Origin of the sequence: Flavihumibacter profundi (assembly GCF_020076305.1) — a bacterium.
GTDB lineage: Bacteria > Bacteroidota > Bacteroidia > Chitinophagales > Chitinophagaceae > Flavihumibacter > Flavihumibacter profundi.
Genome location: NZ_JAIQXE010000001.1, coordinates 1,802,625 through 1,819,506, shown reverse-complemented (window position 1 = coordinate 1,819,506; position 16,882 = coordinate 1,802,625). Strand labels below are relative to the sequence as shown.

Annotated in this window: 13 protein-coding genes; 6 read left to right on the top strand and 7 right to left on the bottom strand. The window is 44.7% G+C overall.

The features are described from left to right. Positions 1–7: 7 nt before the first annotated feature. The 5 genes from LAQ65_RS07830 to LAQ65_RS07810 form a co-directional block, all read right to left on the bottom strand. A complete protein-coding gene (locus LAQ65_RS07830) occupies positions 8–1,207 on the bottom strand; it encodes an MFS transporter (protein ID WP_224116392.1) in 1,200 nt (399 codons plus the stop codon). A 9-nt stretch (positions 1,208–1,216) separates the two neighbouring features. After that, the gene (locus LAQ65_RS07825) at positions 1,217–1,723 is read right to left on the bottom strand and encodes a GNAT family N-acetyltransferase (protein WP_224116391.1); all 507 of its coding nucleotides are present in this window, start codon (positions 1,721–1,723) and stop codon (positions 1,217–1,219) included. A gap of 33 nt (positions 1,724–1,756) precedes the next feature. Beyond that, positions 1,757–2,236, bottom strand: a complete 480-nt coding sequence (gene rnhA, locus LAQ65_RS07820) for a ribonuclease HI (protein WP_224116390.1) — start codon at positions 2,234–2,236, stop codon at positions 1,757–1,759. Positions 2,237–2,373: 137 nt separating this feature from the next. Continuing rightward, positions 2,374–2,592 (bottom strand): PhzF family phenazine biosynthesis protein, encoded by a 219-nt coding sequence (locus LAQ65_RS07815; RefSeq protein WP_224116389.1) that lies wholly within the window; start codon positions 2,590–2,592, stop codon positions 2,374–2,376. A gap of 40 nt (positions 2,593–2,632) precedes the next feature. Beyond that, positions 2,633–4,261: an acyl-CoA carboxylase subunit beta gene (locus LAQ65_RS07810; RefSeq protein ID WP_224116388.1), complete on the bottom strand. Its 1,629-nt coding sequence runs from the start codon at positions 4,259–4,261 to the stop codon at positions 2,633–2,635. Positions 4,262–4,384: 123 nt separating this feature from the next. Between LAQ65_RS07810 and LAQ65_RS07805 the strand changes: the two genes are divergently transcribed. Next, a complete protein-coding gene (locus LAQ65_RS07805) occupies positions 4,385–5,470 on the top strand; it encodes a DUF3810 domain-containing protein (protein ID WP_224116387.1) in 1,086 nt (361 codons plus the stop codon). Positions 5,471–5,539: 69 nt separating this feature from the next. Beyond that, positions 5,540–8,179 carry a zinc-dependent metalloprotease gene (locus LAQ65_RS07800; RefSeq protein WP_224116386.1) on the top strand — a complete coding sequence of 880 codons (2,640 nt, stop codon included), beginning with the start codon at positions 5,540–5,542 and terminating at the stop codon, positions 8,177–8,179. A gap of 20 nt (positions 8,180–8,199) precedes the next feature. On the opposite strand, the gene dcd is transcribed toward LAQ65_RS07800, so the two are convergent. Next, positions 8,200–8,736, bottom strand: coding sequence for a dCTP deaminase (gene dcd, locus LAQ65_RS07795; RefSeq protein ID WP_224116385.1), 537 nt, complete (start codon positions 8,734–8,736; stop codon positions 8,200–8,202). 74 nt (positions 8,737–8,810) lie between these two features. Here dcd and LAQ65_RS07790 point away from each other — a divergent pair, with 74 nt between their 5' ends. Together LAQ65_RS07790 and LAQ65_RS07785 are read left to right on the top strand one after the other, a co-directional pair. Then, complete coding sequence (locus LAQ65_RS07790; protein WP_224116384.1) at positions 8,811–9,449, top strand: 4'-phosphopantetheinyl transferase family protein; 639 nt, start codon at positions 8,811–8,813, stop codon at positions 9,447–9,449. A gap of 73 nt (positions 9,450–9,522) precedes the next feature. Then, positions 9,523–10,125, top strand: coding sequence for a hypothetical protein (locus LAQ65_RS07785; protein ID WP_224116383.1), 603 nt, complete (start codon positions 9,523–9,525; stop codon positions 10,123–10,125). Between the two features lie 721 nt (positions 10,126–10,846). Here the strand turns inward: LAQ65_RS07785 and LAQ65_RS07780 are convergent. Beyond that, complete coding sequence (locus LAQ65_RS07780) at positions 10,847–12,121, bottom strand: DUF2130 domain-containing protein (protein WP_224116382.1); 1,275 nt, start codon at positions 12,119–12,121, stop codon at positions 10,847–10,849. Positions 12,122–12,183: 62 nt separating this feature from the next. Between LAQ65_RS07780 and LAQ65_RS07775 the strand changes: the two genes are divergently transcribed. Both LAQ65_RS07775 and LAQ65_RS07770 read left to right on the top strand, forming a co-directional pair. Then, complete coding sequence (locus LAQ65_RS07775) at positions 12,184–15,255, top strand: PVC-type heme-binding CxxCH protein (RefSeq protein ID WP_224116381.1); 3,072 nt, start codon at positions 12,184–12,186, stop codon at positions 15,253–15,255. 73 nt (positions 15,256–15,328) lie between these two features. Beyond that, positions 15,329–16,663 carry a carbohydrate porin gene (locus tag LAQ65_RS07770; RefSeq protein ID WP_224116380.1) on the top strand — a complete coding sequence of 445 codons (1,335 nt, stop codon included), beginning with the start codon at positions 15,329–15,331 and terminating at the stop codon, positions 16,661–16,663. The last annotated feature ends 219 nt before the right edge of the window (positions 16,664–16,882 follow it).

Below are 16,882 nucleotides of genomic sequence, written 5' to 3'. Positions count from 1 at the left end.
GATTCACTCAAAAATGCTGGTCCAGGTAATTCACTTCTGGTGCCCTTGAATTCTTGTTCATAAGGAAATCATTCTTCCAGGCAACTATAGCGGCTGCAACAGCCAGGAAAAAAACAATGGATAAGCCTGCAGCCACATTGTATTGCTCTGCAACAAGGCCAATCATTGAAGGGCCCGCAAGGAAGCCAATTAACCCTCCACTGGCAACAGCTGAAATACCTTTAACCGGACTAACTCCCGGCACCCCGGTAGCAGCGCTGAACAGGATGGGTACTATACAACAGAAACCAATTCCAATTAATGTGAATCCGGCAATTGCTGTTGGGATGGTTGAAAATGCGATAGCCAGTAAGAATCCCAATGCAGCGACCAAACTACCGGTAATGGCCAATCGCTTACTGCCATACTTTGGTATCCAGTTGTCCCCGTTCAACCTGCCGATAGCCATGGCAATAGAAAATCCTGCGAATCCTAATCCGGCTATCGCTTTTGAACTATGTAAGGATTCTTTCATGTAAATGGCACTCCAGTCTGCGACACAACCTTCCCCCATAAAAGTTACAAAACAGATAAAGGCTAAACCGATTAAACTGCCTGAGGGCAGGCTGAATCCACTGTCAGATTCAATATTATCCTGGTAGCTGAAAAGATGTTGGCGCAAAGACAAAATAATTATTATGAGCGCCCCTGCAACGATAATAATCTGCCAGAAAGGACTCATTTGAAAAGAGTAAAAAATGGCGGCGAGGCCTGCACTTACAAACCCACCTGTGCTGTACATGCCATGGCTGGTGCTCATGATATGGCGGTTGTGTTTTTTTTCCAGTTGGTCAACTACTGCATTTGCAGATACGCCGTTCAGGAACCCAATAAGTCCGTTGCCGAATAAACTCAGCCAAAGCATAATGGGGTTTAACGCGATAACCTGCAGAATGAAAATACAGCAGTAAGCCAGGTGGCCTGTTACCAGCCATTTGCCAACCTTTATTTTTTTAAAAACAAAAGGGGATACAACGACTCCGGTTAATGCACCAATTGGGGCGAGCAGCAAAGACAAGCCTAATGAGGCATCAGACAAACCGAGCCTGGTTTTAATTTGTGGGATGGCTGCCACCCAGATGCCTAGTAACAGGCTGGAAACCATGAATAAAAAACCAATGCTCCGGCTTGGCCGGTGTTTAAAATAAATTATGGTATTATTTAGCATTGGACGCAATTATTTAGAGGCTTCATTCCGGGATCTGCCCAGTTGTTTTGACAAAACAAGCTGGTGTCTGCAAACAATGCCGTCTTCAATAATTGGTTCAGGGAAATGCTGGGTATAATAATTCCAGCGAACATCGCTTAATTCAAAGCCAAATTGCTGGTAAATTTTAAATTGCCTGGTACTGGAATTGCCCGTGCACACCTGTACGGAAGAATATCCCAACCTGGTAGCGCGGATAAAAGCTTCGTGGATTAATTGCCGCGAGTAACCTTTGCCGCGGTAATCAGGGGCAATGGCAATATTCCGGATCTCTGCTTTTTCTTTTGTTTCCGGGCTTATGGTTAGCACACCAATGGTTTTTCCTTTAATTACCGCAAGCAGGATAAGGCAAAAATCAATATAGGTGTTGATTTGTTGTGGATTCGGGTCAGCCAGCAACAGAAGATCCATTGGCGGCGACTGGCCTTCCGGCAGCTGAAGAATCAGCAAGTCTTCTGCCTGAATTGATTTACTCATCAATCAAATATCCAACATTTTTCGGATGTGAAACTAACCGGCCAAACCAGATTCATATCCTTCATCAACCAACAGGTGCCTGCTGTCTGCTGCAGTTGTAGCCAATATATCGCATCGGTTATTAAAGGGATTATTGGCATGTCCTTTTACCCAGTGGAATTTCAATTGGTGTTGCAGGGAAAGCCTGTAGAAGCGGGTCCAGAGGTCCTTGTTTTTTTTGCCTCCCTTAAAGTCATTGGCAATCCAGTTGCGCAGCCAGCCTTCTTCCACCGCTTTTACCACATACTGGCTGTCACTATAAATGGCAATGTTCAGTCCGGTTTTAGTCAAAGCTTCAAGTCCGGCGATCACAGCCATTAATTCCATCCTGTTATTGGTGGTTTTACGGTAACCCTGGGAAATTTCCTTCTCCTTGCTGCCCCATTTTAAAATTGTACCATAGCCGCCCGGACCAGGATTGCCCCTGCTTGCGCCATCTGTGTATATCACCAACCCTCCATGTTGTTGCATCATATGTGTATTGTTCCTTCCAGGTAGGTGATGGCTTTACCGGTCATCAATACCCTGTTTCCTTGTAATGAACAACGCAAATATCCTTTACGTTGGGATAATTGCAAGGCATCGGGTGAATTTTTATTCAATTGGTCGGCCTAAAAGGGCACCATGATAGTATAGGCAGAACCAGTAACCGGGTCTTCATTAATGCCAGTATGCGGATAAAAACAGCGTGACACAAAATCAGTGGCATCGCCTTTTGCAGTACATATTACGCCCCTTGCAGGAATGGTTGCCAGCGATAATACTGCAGCCGGGTTGCCGCCGAAAATATTTTCAGTGAATGCATCGATGAAGAAAATAGATTGTACCAATTGGTAAATAGTAAATAGTGAATGGTGAATTGGTGATGGGTTAGACCTGGAAGACGCCGGTATTCATTTTAGCAACTACCGGGTTATGGTTTGCAGCGTGTATGCCCTGCGAAATAACCAGTCTGGTGGAGGCTGGATCAATTATTTCATCTACCCATAATCGTGATGCCGCATAATATGGTGATGTTTGTTTTTCATACCGGCCCTTTATATCATCCAGTAATTTTTGTTCATCTTCAGGGGCAATAGTTAATCCGCGTGCCTTCATACCGGCAACCTGTATCTGCAATAAAGTTTTGGCAGCCTGGTCGCCACCCATCACGGCAATGCGTGCTGTTGGCCAGGCATAGATGAAGCGGGGGTCGTAGGCTTTACCGCACATGGCATAATTACCTGCACCATAGGAATTGCCTATGATTATAGTGATTTTTGGTACTACTGAGTTGGCCACGGCATTTACCATCTTAGCACCGTCTTTAATGATGCCGGCATGCTCACTGCGACTGCCTACCATAAAACCAGTAACATCCTGCAGGAAAACCAGCGGGATTTTTTTCTGGTTACAGTTCAAGATAAACCGGGCTGCTTTATCGGCGCTGTCATTATAAATTACACCACCCATCTGCATTTCCCCCTTTTTATTTTTGACAATGAGGCGTTGGTTGGCAACGATGCCAACAGCCCACCCGTCAATCCGCGCATACCCACACAAAATAGTTTTGCCATAATCAGCCTTGAATTCATCAAATTCTGAATTATCCGTTATGCAGGCAATGATATCGCGCATATCATATGTTTTACCGCCGCCTTCCGGTAGGATACGGTAGATATCTTCGATTGCATTTTTGGGAGCAACTGCCGCAATGCGGTCAAATCCGGCTTTTAAAGGATGGCCTAATTTTCCCATTATCTTTTTCACCTGGTCAAGGCATTCCTTTTCAGTAGCAAATTTATAATCGGCAATGCCACTTATCGCAGTATGTGTGGTTGCCCCACCGAGGCTTTCTGTATCGATGTCTTCCCCGATAGCAGCTTTAACAAGGTAGGGGCCGGCCAGGAATATTGACCCGTTACCTTCTACCATCAGTGTTTCGTCACTCATTATGGGAAGGTAGGCACCCCCTGCCACACAGGCGCCCATCACAGCAGCAATCTGGGTAATACCCATACCACTCATGACTGCATTATTTCGGAAGATCCGGCCGAAATGTTCTTTATCAGGAAAAATTTCATCCTGCATCGGCAGGAAAACACCTGCGCTGTCTACCAGGTAAATGACCGGTAAAAAATTTTCCATTGCTATTTCCTGCATGCGCAGGTTTTTCTTACCAGTAATCGGGAACCAGGCGCCGGCTTTAACAGTCTGGTCATTGGCTACAATAACACATTGGCGGCCGCTTACATAACCTATGCCGGCAACTGTTCCACCAGCCGGGCATCCGCCCTGCTCTTCATATTGTTCATAACCTGCAAAAGAACCTATTTCAATAAACGGGGCAGCATCATCTACGAGATAGCTAATCCTTTCCCTTGCGGTCAGTTTATTTTTTTCATGCTGCTTTTCTTTGGCTTTCTTACCACCACCTAAACTGATTTTTTCAAAACGCGATCTTAATTCGCTAAGCTGAAGTTTCAGGGCATCTTCATTACGGTTCTGTTCAATATTCATGGCTGGTTCCGGTTATGCCGCAAAGTACGGAGAAGCCAACCGAAAAACAAACGGCTGTTAGTATCAGGTAATTACGGTGAACAATTCATTTTTGCATGTAGTTTTATACCCAACCTCTGGCCAATGAATCAAATATACCGCTACGCAATGCTGTTCACTTTAGTGGGAGTGGCATTGTTCATTAAAATTTTTTCCCTTTTTCCTTCGGCTATTGAAAAATACTATTCCAATGGCGCTTACCCGGTTATTTCAAGGGTATTAAGGTGGCTATTCGGGTGGATTCCTTTCAGTATTGGCGATATTTTTTATGCAATAGCCGCATTGCTTTTACTGGCTGGTTGCTGGAAATTAATCAGGTCCATCAGGCAGAAAAAAGTCAACCTTGACTGGTTACTTCGATTGGGTGTCAAGGTTATGACGGTATGGTTATGGGTATATATCATTTTTAATGTTTTCTGGGGATTGAATTATAATCGCCTGGGCATTGCAGATCAGGCCGGACTGAATGTAACGGAATATCATAATGCAGAAGTGGATACACTTGTAGTAACGCTAATCGACCGCATGAATAGGTTAAGGGATGCAGGTGTTCCTGAAAGAAATGACCTTGTGCGCAAAAGGACTTTATTCCGGAATTCCTTTCAATCATACCAGGTGCCATCGGAAGAATTGCCGTTTTTGAAGTTTCGTGGACAGTCAGTGAAGCCGTCGCTGTTTAGCTACCTGGGTAATTACCTTGGATTTACCGGCTATTATAATCCATTTACCGGAGAGGCACAGGTTAATACTACTGTGCCGGTTTTTGTCCAGCCTTTTACTACCTGCCATGAAATTGGCCACCAGTTGGGCTATGCGAAAGAAAATGAAGCCAACATGGCGGGGTTCCTTACTGCTAAGCATAGTGCCAGTGCGGCTTTTCGATATTCCGCTTATTTCGATGTATATCTCTATGCCATGCGCGACCTGTATACCCGCGATTCAGCCCGCTCAAAAATCTTGTTTGAGCGCTTATCCCCGGGCGTTAAAGATGATTTGATCGCGCTCCGCGAATTCAACAACCAGCATGTTGGCCTCCTGGAACCTTTAGTGCGCAGTATATATGCACAATACCTGCGGGTTAACCAGCAACCCGGAGGGATGATGAGCTATAACCAGGTGGTAGCGCTGGTGATCGCTTATATAAGGAAATATGGTATGGATGAGGTTTAGTTTACCGATCAAAATAAAACTTAAAGGATATTGAAGGAATTATCGCAAATTGTATTATAATAAATACGTATGCGAAGTGCCAGTTTATTGCTGCTTTTTTCTCTTTTTATTGCGGCCAGCTCAAACGCGCAGAAAAAGAATAATATACCACCTGCCCCTGTGGCAGATACAGTGAAAAAAGCAGCTGCCGATGCTCCGGCCAAAACTTCAATAAAAGATAAAGTCAAGTCCAGCAAAAAGATCGATGGTATGTTCACCCTTTACCAGGATACCGTAACAGGCAGCGTGCAGATGTACCTGAAAAAAGATCAGTTGGGTAAAGAATATATCTACCAAAGCTTTTCCATAGGCGGACCTACCGAACTGTTTCTAAACCAGAACATGTTACGGGCAACTTTTCCTTTTAAAGTGCAGAAATCTTACGACAAACTCGAGTTCCTCCAATTGAACACGAATTTTTACTATGATAAGAATAATGCAGTAAGCAAGTCTGCGAATGTAGATGTGAGTGATGCAGTTTTCTTTTCAGATAAATATAGTGCGGAAGACAGTTTGGGTTACCTGATACCAGTGGATGGACTGTTGCTGGGCGACAAACTCGACCAGGTTAAGCCGATATTCCCGCCAACCCTTCCCCCGGGTTCTGTTTTCAACCTGGGTAACCTGAATACCGCCAAGAGTAAATATGGTATGGTGCGTTCTTTCCCGAATAATACCGACGTGCTTGTGGAACTGGCTTATGATAATCCAATGCCATTGAATGGGGGTGGAAAAGATATTACGGACGCCCGTTTTGTGCGCGTGAAGTTGCAGCATTCCTTCCTCGAAATGCCGGTAAACAATTACCATCCTCGCAGGGATGATCCACGGGTGGGCTATTTTGGGGCCCAGGTAGATGACCTTACTTCTATCTCTTTTACCCCTTACAAAGATGTTATAAGTAGGTGGAACCTGGTGAAGAAGGACCCTTCCGCGGCTATTAGTGAGCCCGTTGAACCTATAGTTTGGTGGATCGAGAATACAACACCCCTGGAGCTAAGGGAAACCATTAAAATAGCAGGGGAAAAATGGAATGAAGCTTTTGAAAAGGCTGGCTTCAAAAATGCAATTGTTATGAAGATCATGCCGGATGATGCAGACTGGGATCCAGCCGATATCCGTTATAATGTGATCCGTTGGGTGAGCAGTCCCTATCCACAGTATGGAGCCATTGGTCCCAGCTTTTTCAATCCCAGGACAGGACAGATACTTGGTGCTGATATTACTGTTGAGTGGAGAAGTGGTGCAGGTATTCCCATGTTAAATGATCTTTTCAATGGTGGTCTCTCAACTACTGCTACCGACCTCCCATGGGAGAACCCGGATGATGCAGTGAAGCAGGCAGCCGCCTCATTTGGAGGGTTCAATCCCAGGCATCTTGAAACCTGCAGTATGGCCAGGGAATTGGCCATCCAGTTCCAAACCGGACTTACTGCTGTTGAAGTACTGGATGGGGTTCCGGCAAATGGGAAGGCAGGATCGGAAATCAGTGAAATGCATAAGGAGTTCCTTTATTACCTGATCATGCATGAAATGGGACATACACTTGGACTGAACCATAATATGAAGGCTAGTCAGATGCTGAGTCCGGCCCAGGTTCATGATAAGGACCTTACATCTAAAATTGGTTTGCAGGGTTCTGTGATGGATTATCCGGCTGTGAACGTAAACAGCAACCGGGCCAGGCAGGGTGATTATTATACAACCAAGGCAGGCCCCTATGATCTTTGGGCTATCGAATATGGATATACGCCATTTAGTGCCGCTGAAGAAGAAGCTGGACTGGCAAAGATCCTGGGCAGGAGCACTGATCCGCAGCTTGCATTTGGTAATGATGCAGATGATATGCGTGGTTCAGGTGGCATTGATCCGCGTGTAATGGTTGGTGATCTTAGCAATGATATGGTTGCTTATGCTGAAGATCGCTTCAAGCTGGTTAATTCAATGATCCCAAAACTTAAAGACCGGTTTGCCCGTCCAGACCAGAGTTGGAACGAGTTACGGGCAAGATACCTGATGTTACAAGGCCAACGCCGCCAAATGGCAAGTGCTGTTAGCCGTTATATTGGTGGGGTGTATGTGGATAGAAGTTATCCCGGACAAAAAAGCAGTAACAAACCCTTTACGGTTGTTCCGGTAGAATACCAGAAGAAGGCTATGGCGCTGCTTTCCAAATACCTGTATTCGCCAACCGCTTTTGAAACAGATTCCAGATTGTTCCCTTTCCTGCAGATACAAAGACGGGGTTTTGAATTCTTTGGTGTTGGGGAAGACTTTAAAGCGCAGTCCAGTATTTCGAATGTTCAAATGCCAACCCTGGCACATATCCTGCATCCCAATACACTGGCACGTATCAGCAATAGCAGCCTTTATGGAAATACTTATAGTGTAGCTGATGTTATGGGAGATATGGCCAAAGGAATTTTCAATGAGGACCTGAAAGGAAACGTGAATCTATATAGACAGAACCTGCAGACTGAGTTTGTAAAAGCTCTAGCTGCTATTGTTGCTGCACCATCCGGTTATGATAATTCATCCAGGGCTGCAGCCATGCTGACACTAAAAAAAGTTAAGAATATGCTTTCTGGTGCAGTTAGTACTAATGAGCAGACCAAGGCACACAGGATGAACCTGGCGTTCCTTATTGATAAGGCATTGGTGGTAAAGTAGGGAGCAGTGCTCCTTACTTATTAAAATGAATTTTTCCACATCATGCTTTCAATTGGCTTATCGGGCTGGCCACTGTATTTTGCATTTTTCTTCTGGTTGTATTTCACCTCAATTTCTCCTTCTACCGGGAAGTAGATCAATTGGCCAATGGGCATTCCTTTGTAAACTTTGACCGGTTGCTTGACAGAAATTTCGAGGGTCCAGTTACCGCAGAAGCCAACATCCCCTTTACCTGCAGTAGCGTGGATATCAATTCCCAGGCGGCCGGTTGAGGATTTGCCTTCCAAGAAAGGAACGTGGGCATGCGTTTCGGTATATTCTTCGGTTACTCCCAGGTAAAATATATGCGGATAAAGCACAAAGCCTTCCTCGGGAATTTCAAAATATTCGATCTGGTTGTGTTTTTTGGCATCAAGGATATGTTCTTTATAAGTAGCCAGCCATTTGCCAAGGTGAACATCGTATGAATTGCTGCCCAGGCATTCGCGCTCATAAGGTTGAATTTTGATCGTACCCAGTTCCATTTCTTCAAGGATACGCTTATCCGACAGTATCATTTGCTTTGCTTAATTTATATTTGAATAGCGGTAGCCATTTTGGCTGCTGCAATGTTACCAGCAAATTTGCAACCTTGGCCTTATTTTATCAACATAATATCAACCATACCACCAGACTGGGGATTTGGCGTATTGAAGAGCCGGAAGCTTTTTTCCTGGAAAAGGTTCCCATTAAAAAGGAAGTTACCCATCCCTACAAGCGGTTGCAGCACCTGGCCGGCAGGTACCTTTTGCCCACTTTGTTTGATGATTTTCCCCTTGAAGAAATTATGGTGGCCGACACTCGTAAGCCCTACCTGCCCGGAGAAAAGTACCATTTTTCTGTTTCCCATAGTGGCAACTTCGCCGCAGCAATTGCCAGCAGAGACAAAAGGGTAGGATTGGATATTGAACTTGTTTCTCCCCGTATTGAAAAAATTGCCCATAAGTTTTTGTCTTTAGAGGAAAAAGCCTTTTTGCAGCAGTGGCGGTTATTTGACCTGCTGCAACAGGAATTGACCACCGTGATGTGGAGTTCCAAGGAAGCCCTGTTCAAATGGTACGGCGATGGACAGGTTGATTTTCGCCAGCATATGCAATTAAATGGCCCGTTAAATTATGCGTCCAATGAATGGATGACCCTGCCTTTTTTATTTAAAAAAGAAGAAGCAGTACCAGTAACGCTTCACGCCAGGATTTTTGAACCGCTCGTCCTGGCCTATGTAATTACCTGATTGCGTTATAATACATAATCTCTTGGCTGGCATTAGAATATTAATTAAATTTCTGATATAAAACAGTCAAGACATGAAAAAGCAATTGTTCGGCATATTGCTGGTTTTTTCCCCTTTTATTTTCAGTAGTGTTCAGGCGCAAAAAGTTTCCCTTTCGGAAGGTGACCTATCGCCCCTGGCTGGCCAAAAGGAATTAAACCTGGAATTTGAATATTCCAATATGCGCGTAGGAAAAATGAGCGAGGAAGATTATGTAAACAAGAAAAAAGACGAGTACAACAAAAAGGAAGCTGGTAGGGGGGATACCTGGGCTAAAGCCTGGGTTGACGACCGACAGACACGCTTTGAACCAAAATTCATTATGTCTTTCAACCAGTTTAGCGGTGGTATGACTGCCGGGCCAATGGCTGCTGCCAAGTACACGCTAAAGCTTAAAACTACGTTTACTGAACCGGGTTTTAATATTGTTGTTCATCGCGAAAACGCAAGGATTAACATGGAAGCCTGGCTGGTTGAAACTGCCAATAAAGATAAAGTGCTTGCCAAAGTACTTATTGAAAAATCACCTGGTGGTGCCTGGTTCGAAAATGATTTTGATACAGGCCAAAGAATTGCAGAAGCTTACGGTAATGCAGGCATGACGCTGGCCGGCTTTATCCGATCTAAAGCACATTGAAAAGCAGGCTGTCCCCAAAGGGCAGCCTTTTTTTAATTCTGATCGAAGTATATCTCCCGAAAATCGACAGTATTGGCCCCCTGATCGAAGAGATTTCAGAAACGGGAGAACCTGTGCCATCTTTGTATCAGCAACCTGTTTTAGTCCCTAAGTCCAAACCAAACCGTATCCTTTGAAAGCTCAATTATCCAGGTTCTTATGAAAATACAATTAACCTTATCCGGGCCCAATCGTCCAAACCTTTGAAAACCACAGAAAGTCCAGGAAAACCAAAGAAACAGCAGAAGATCCGGAATCTAATCCCATGAAACCAAAGTTGAAGGTATCGTCTCCCGGAAAAATAATTTAGTCCCACTGTTTAGTGGGACTTTTTTTATGTACACTGTTATGAAAAATGATTTACCGGGCATATCCTCCCGAAAATCGACAGTATTGGCTCCCTTATCGAAGAGATTTCAGAAACGGGAGAACCTGTGCCATCTTTGTATCAGCAACCTGTTTTAGTCCCTAAGTCCAAACCAAACCGTATCCTTTGATGACCAGGTGACCATCATCCTAAGAAAAAATGAACGTACCTGATCTCAATTATCCGATCCTTTGAAAAACGAAAAGAGATATTTAAAAGTTGAACCAATGGCCAATAGTAGGTAACCTGATTCTATGAATGTTTGTTAAAGATCGTCTCTGAAAAAAATTTGTCCCGTTATTTAGCGGGACTTTTTTATTCTCCTAATTCTGGTGTATCATCATGGTCGAGCAGTTGCAGGTTAACCATGTCAGCGCCGGCAATGCCTTCAATACTGCCGCGGACATGGGCTGCATTCAGCAACACTTTTTCCAATTGCTTTTCCCTGCTTTTCCAAAGCTTTTCCATGGCGTCGCGTTCCCGTTGTATCGACAGTTTCATACTCATAAATCCTTCACGGATTGCTTTCCATTGCTCACTGAATTCGTTGCTGGTGAGGTAATCATATAGCATATGCATTTTATCGCCACGATTTTCCTGGCTGCGGGTTGCATTAAAAACCCTGATTATGCCATCGCGCAAAACCTGGACCAGTGGTTTTACTTCAGCAAAACTGCAGACCCAGACGCCATTTTTTTCGCCAAACTGTACCAGGTCGGCCGGCATCGTTTGGGTAACCAATATAGCAATATCAGCTCCCTGGCTGCGCATATCTGCTTTCAGTTTTTCGATCCAGTCGGCCGTAAATATCTTGGTGCGTTTGCTTTCGAAAATGATCCGGCCACATTCCTGTCCGAATGGATTGCGTATGGTCTGGATACAATCAGCCCCGCGAACGCCTTTACCTACTTCACTGATCACATCGAAAGGGAAAGTGGTTTTCAGCATTTCCTCGAGGGCCAGTTCCTGCACTTCACCCTGTAATTGCATACTGCCCTGTTCGGCTTTCCTGCGCATTTCCTCAGCTAATTTTTTCTGGTCTTCCAATTGTTTTTCGAGCTCTTTCAACCGCATGTTGAATTCATTTTCCTTGGCAGCGATTTTTTGCTCTTCAATTTTGCGAAGCTCATCAGACAGTTTACCTCTTTCCTGCTGCAATTTTTTCTGCAGCTCTATTTCCATTTCTGCTTCCCTGGTCTTCAGATCCTGTTCTTTCTTCAGGTATTCCAGTTCCTTCTGGCGCGACATCCGCAGTTTTTCTTCATTCTCTTTATTGGTATCGGTAAGCATCCGTAACTGGTTTTCAAAATCTGCCTGTGTGCTTTTGCGGATGCTTTCTTCCAGTTGCTGGTTTTGTTTTTTCAGTTCAGCCTGCAATTGTACCTGGAAGCGATCTTCCTGGGTCCGCTTAAATTGTTCAAATGCTTCTTCCTTAATGCGTAATTCTTCCTCTTTTTTGTTCTTGTACTCGATCATTTGCTGACGCAATTCCTGCTTCTGTTCCTCAATAGCCTCTTTTAGCTCATCATTCAAAGCCTCGTCTAAGGGAAACTCGTGGCCACAATTGGGGCATTTTATTTTCGTAAGCATATTCGGGCAATTTAGCGAAAAATGTCATTTTGCCATTTCATTTTCATGGGGTAGATTAGGAAATGAAAATCTTCCAACGGCAGCCTGCAGTATTCACCTTAGCATTAATAATCTTCTTATTTACCGGCGTTTTTTCCTGTAATACCCCGGAACCCAAACCCAAGCCCCAACAGCAGCCCGATACCCTGTCAGAAGCACAAAAGCGGCTTCCTGAAAATGCGCTGAAAGGACTAACAGTGGCTGGAGGACTTGAAGTATTGCCGTTTGCGGCAGAACCCATGTTGCAGAACCCAACGAATATGGATGTGGATGAAAAAGGCAGGGTATGGATAACAGAAGCGTATAATTACCGGCCTGCTGTTAATGGCAATCCAACAAATCCGCTTGGTGACCGGATTATCATACTTGAAGATACTAACGGGGATGGGCATGCGGATACAACCAAGGTATTCTACCAGGGTCCTGAAATCAATGCGCCACTTGGTATTTGCGTTTTGGGTAACCGCGTGATTGTATCACAAAGTCCTTATGTATGGTCTTTTTATGACGATAATGGAGATGACAAAGCCGACCGTAAGGAAATACTCTTCCAGGGAATTGGTGGTGAGCAGCACGACCATGGCGCGCATGCTTTCAGTTTTGGTGTGGATGGAAAATTGTACTTCAATTTCGGTAATGAAGCGCATACGCTGAAAGATAAATCCGGTAAAGACGTGCTGGACCAGGATGGTGATGTAATAGGTCCGAAGAAATACAGGCAGGGAATGGTTTTCCGGTGTAATCCCGATGGCAGCCAGGTAGAATGCCTGGGCGATAATTTCAGGAACCCATATGAAGTTGCTGTTGATAGCTATGGCGCACTTTGGCAAAGTGATAACGATGATGATGGTAACCGGGGAACGCGGATCAATTTCGTGATGCCCAACGGTAACTACGGATATACTGATGAAATGACGGGGGCATCCTGGCAATCGAGCCGCACGAATATGGAAGACTCCATTCCTTTGCGGCACTGGCACCTTAATGATCCCGGCGAAGTGCCTAATTTATTGCAAACATTTGCTGGTTCACCCACGGGTATGGTAGTATATGAAGGTGATTTGCTGCCGGCAACATTCCGCAACCAGCTGATCCATTGCGATGCGGGTCCGAATGTGGTGCGGTCATATCTTGTGCAGAAAAGTGGTGCAGGGTATACAGCCACAATAGAGAATATTTTAAAGGGAGATAAAGATCCCTGGTTCAGGCCTGCCGATGTTTCTGTGGCGCCAGACGGCTCCTTGTATATAGCGGATTGGTATGATCCGGGCGTGGGTGGGCATGCAGCCGGGGACCAGGTTCGTGGCCGGGTGTACCGGGTTGCGCCACCAGGTGCGAAATACAAACAGCCAAAGCTTGATTTCACCACCGCTGCCGGTGCGGTGACTGCCTTGCAAAACCCAAACCTTTCTGTCCGGTTCCATGCTTTTTCTGCTTTACAACTGATGGGCCAGGGGGCAGTTCCTGAACTGGAAAAATGCTGGAAAGAAAATAGTAATCCCAGGATGCGTGCTCGGGCATTATGGGCTTTATTGAAAATGCCTGGTGCCGATCTGAAAAGATATCTGGCAGAAGCCGCCGGCAGTGAAAATCCTGATTTCCGGATCGCAGCAATCAGGGCTGCGGTCGAAATAAAGCAACTGGAATTGGTATTGCCCATATTAATTGCAGATCAGGATATTGCTGTTCGTCGTGAAGCTGCTCTTGCCTTGTATCACCAGACCATGCCAATGGCTGCAGAATGGTGGACAAGCCTGGCAATTGCGCATGATGGGAAAGATCGCTGGTACCTCGAAGCATTGGGTATTGGCGCAGATAACCAATGGGATAAGTTCCTTGTTGCTTACCTGGAAAAAGTGAAAGATCCGCTTGCCACAGCTGCAGGTAAAGATATTATCTGGCGGGCCCGCAGTGAAAAGGCAATTCCATACCTGGCAAAACTGGCAGCCGATCCAACAGTTTCGGTCAAAGAGAGGCAGCGGTATTTCAGGGCATTCGATTTTAATAGCGGGCCAACAAAATATGCTTTGTTGCTGAATATAATCAAGGGTAACCAGTCGCAGGATGTTGCCCTCAATAAACTGGTATTGCACGCCCTTGATGTGGCCACTGTAAAAAAATCACCCGTTGCGCAAAAGGCATTGAAACAGGTGATTGATTCGGTTAAGGGTACCAGCGAGTTCATAGAATTGCTATCGAGGTTTTCGGTTAAGACCGAGAATAAAACTTTGCTGCATATGGCGATTACTGATTCCAGTGAAACATTAGGGCAGGATGCTGCAGGGTTATTATTGCAATTCGATGGACAGCCCCTGGTTATAAAAACTATTAAGGGGAAAGACAGCCTAGCTACAAGATCTTTATTAGCATCCCTCGGATACGTTGGCAGCAAGCGTTCCGTGGATTTATTGCAATCCATTGCCTTGTCAAAAAGCTATAAAATGGATGTTAGAAAGCAGGCAGCTTCCAAAATAGGAAAAAGCGGCACTGGCGAAAACCGGGTGCTGGAAATCCTAAAGCAACATAAAGTGCCTAAAGAACTTATTCCGGATGTAGTAGCCAGTGTTGATGAAGCCTGGATGAAATCTGTTCGGGATGAAGCTGCAGGTTACCTTCCCCAAGACAGTAAAAGTAAATTGGCCAGGAATGCGCCTACTATGGAAGACCTGAAGGGACTGGTTCCTGATCCTGAAAAGGGCAAAACAGTTTTTTCAAACAATTGTGGTACCTGTCATAAGGTACCAGGTATGGGCCTTGATTTTGGCCCTAACCTTTCAGAAATAGGGTCAAAGCTGCCCAGGGAAGGTTTACTGGAAGCAATTGTACATCCTTCTGCAGGTATAGGTTTTGGGTATGAAGGCTGGACTTTCAAAATGAAGGATGGTTCAGGGTTTTCGGGGTTGATCGTGAGTAAAACCGAGACAGATATTGAAGTGAAATTCCCCGGCGGGTCGCATAAGAAATTCAAAGCCAATGAAGTAGTTGCGATGGAGGAAATGAAGTCTTCCATGATGACTGACGGGCTATACCAAAACATGAGCAACCAGGACCTGGCCAACCTGCTGGATTACCTCTCTTCGTTAAAAAAGAAATAAGATGATGTAAACCATTGGTTAAATGGCTCCTTTCATTCTTCGACGCCTGGTTAATATTATACTTTCGCCGCTAATGAAAAGGACAATTTTATTAGCGGCTTTATTTTGTGTGGTTGCAGTCGCTATGGCACAACCTGCAAAGGATACTTTGGGTAACTGGAGTTACCATTTCCAGTTGACAGCCGTCAGTCAGTCGCACCCGTCTTTTTCAGCAAAATATTCTGGTGAAAACAGTTTGTTATCAGAAAGGGAGGGCGGTAAATTATCAGTAACTACAACTTTATTTGTCGGGCGAAAACTTTGGAAAAATGCATCTGCCTATTTTAACCCTGAAATAGCCGGTGGCTCAGGCCTCAGTGCTGCCAGAGGAATTGCAGGCTTTACCAATGGTGAAACTTTCAGGATTGGAAGTGCTGATCCGAAATTGTATATCGCAAGATTTTACCTGCGACAGTATATCCCCTTGAAAAATTCGGCATACGCTTTTGTTAGATCTGATGATAATCAGGTAGCGGAGAGTATACCTACTTCACGGATTACCATTACTGCGGGTAAGATCAGCTTGTCTGATTATTTTGATAATAATGCCTATAGCCATGACCCGCGTTCGCAATTCCTGAACTGGTCTTTAATGGGCAACGGAGGATGGGATTATCCTGCTGATACCCGGGGATACACCCAGGGCCTGGTTGCTGAGTTGGTGAAACCAGGGTGGGCCATCCGTTTTTCTTCGGCACTTGTCCCGCGTAAAGCAAACGGCCTGGAACTGGATTACAAGGTAACAAAAGCCCATTCTGAAACATTTGAATTCGAGAAGAACTGGGAACTAAAAAGGCCGGGAGCGGTTCGGTTTTTATTATTCAGGACTGCATCACAAGCACCCACTTACATCAAAACCCTTACAGACATAAAAGTTGGTGACAGTACCAGTGTTGATGTTTATACAGGGGTGAAAGAATGGAAAGTATATGGTGGAATAAAGTTTGGTTTTGGGATAAATGCAGAACAGGAAATCAGCAAATCCATTGGTGCTTTTTTTAAGGCCAGCTGGAATGACGGGAAGACTGCCACATGGGCATTTACAGAAATAGACCATAGTGCCAGTGCCGGCTTACATATCAATGGAACCGGCTGGAAGCGGCCCAATGATCATATTGGTATTGCAGAAGTTGTAAATGGTATTTCACACGAACACCAGGATTTTTTAAATGCAGGCCTTTATGGTTTTATCATTGGTGATGGGAAACTGAATTATGGTGCTGAAGCAATCACTGAACTCTATTACCAGGCAAAATTATTTACCAATTTCTTCCTGTCTGCTGATTACCAGTTTGTACAGAATCCGGCATATAATAAGGATCGTGGTCCCGTACATGTTTTTGCAATCAGGGGGCACCTGGAGTTTTAATCTTCCAGGTTTTTTACCTTTGTTTGCCATCCCGCACCTGTTCCCCGCAATTTTACTTACCTTACAGAACAAGTTTCTAGCCTAAATTACTGCAATTTATGTAGTGGATTATTATTTAATATTAATATTCCATACCAGAATTCCCGTATCTCACTTACTCTGAGCATGTCTTTAAAGAGGCATCATTTGTGTTACGATCTTTTTTATTAGTTGAACAAA

Bases quoted from the DNA above. Each gene is read 5' to 3' on its own strand.
- LAQ65_RS07780 (WP_224116382.1), bottom strand. From the start codon at position 12,121: ATGCTTACGAAAATAAAATGCCCCAATTGTGGCCACGAGTTTCCCTTA.
- LAQ65_RS07805 (WP_224116387.1), top strand. From the start codon at position 4,385: ATGAATCAAATATACCGCTACGCAATGCTGTTCACTTTAGTGGGAGTG.
- rnhA (WP_224116390.1), bottom strand. From the start codon at position 2,236: ATGATGCAACAACATGGAGGGTTGGTGATATACACAGATGGCGCAAGC.
- LAQ65_RS07770 (WP_224116380.1), top strand. From the start codon at position 15,329: ATGAAAAGGACAATTTTATTAGCGGCTTTATTTTGTGTGGTTGCAGTC.
- LAQ65_RS07775 (WP_224116381.1), top strand. From the start codon at position 12,184: ATGAAAATCTTCCAACGGCAGCCTGCAGTATTCACCTTAGCATTAATA.
- LAQ65_RS07800 (WP_224116386.1), top strand. From the start codon at position 5,540: ATGCGAAGTGCCAGTTTATTGCTGCTTTTTTCTCTTTTTATTGCGGCC.
- dcd (WP_224116385.1), bottom strand. From the start codon at position 8,736: ATGATACTGTCGGATAAGCGTATCCTTGAAGAAATGGAACTGGGTACG.
- LAQ65_RS07825 (WP_224116391.1), bottom strand. From the start codon at position 1,723: ATGAGTAAATCAATTCAGGCAGAAGACTTGCTGATTCTTCAGCTGCCG.
- LAQ65_RS07830 (WP_224116392.1), bottom strand. From the start codon at position 1,207: ATGCTAAATAATACCATAATTTATTTTAAACACCGGCCAAGCCGGAGC.
- LAQ65_RS07785 (WP_224116383.1), top strand. From the start codon at position 9,523: ATGAAAAAGCAATTGTTCGGCATATTGCTGGTTTTTTCCCCTTTTATT.
- LAQ65_RS07810 (WP_224116388.1), bottom strand. From the start codon at position 4,261: ATGAATATTGAACAGAACCGTAATGAAGATGCCCTGAAACTTCAGCTT.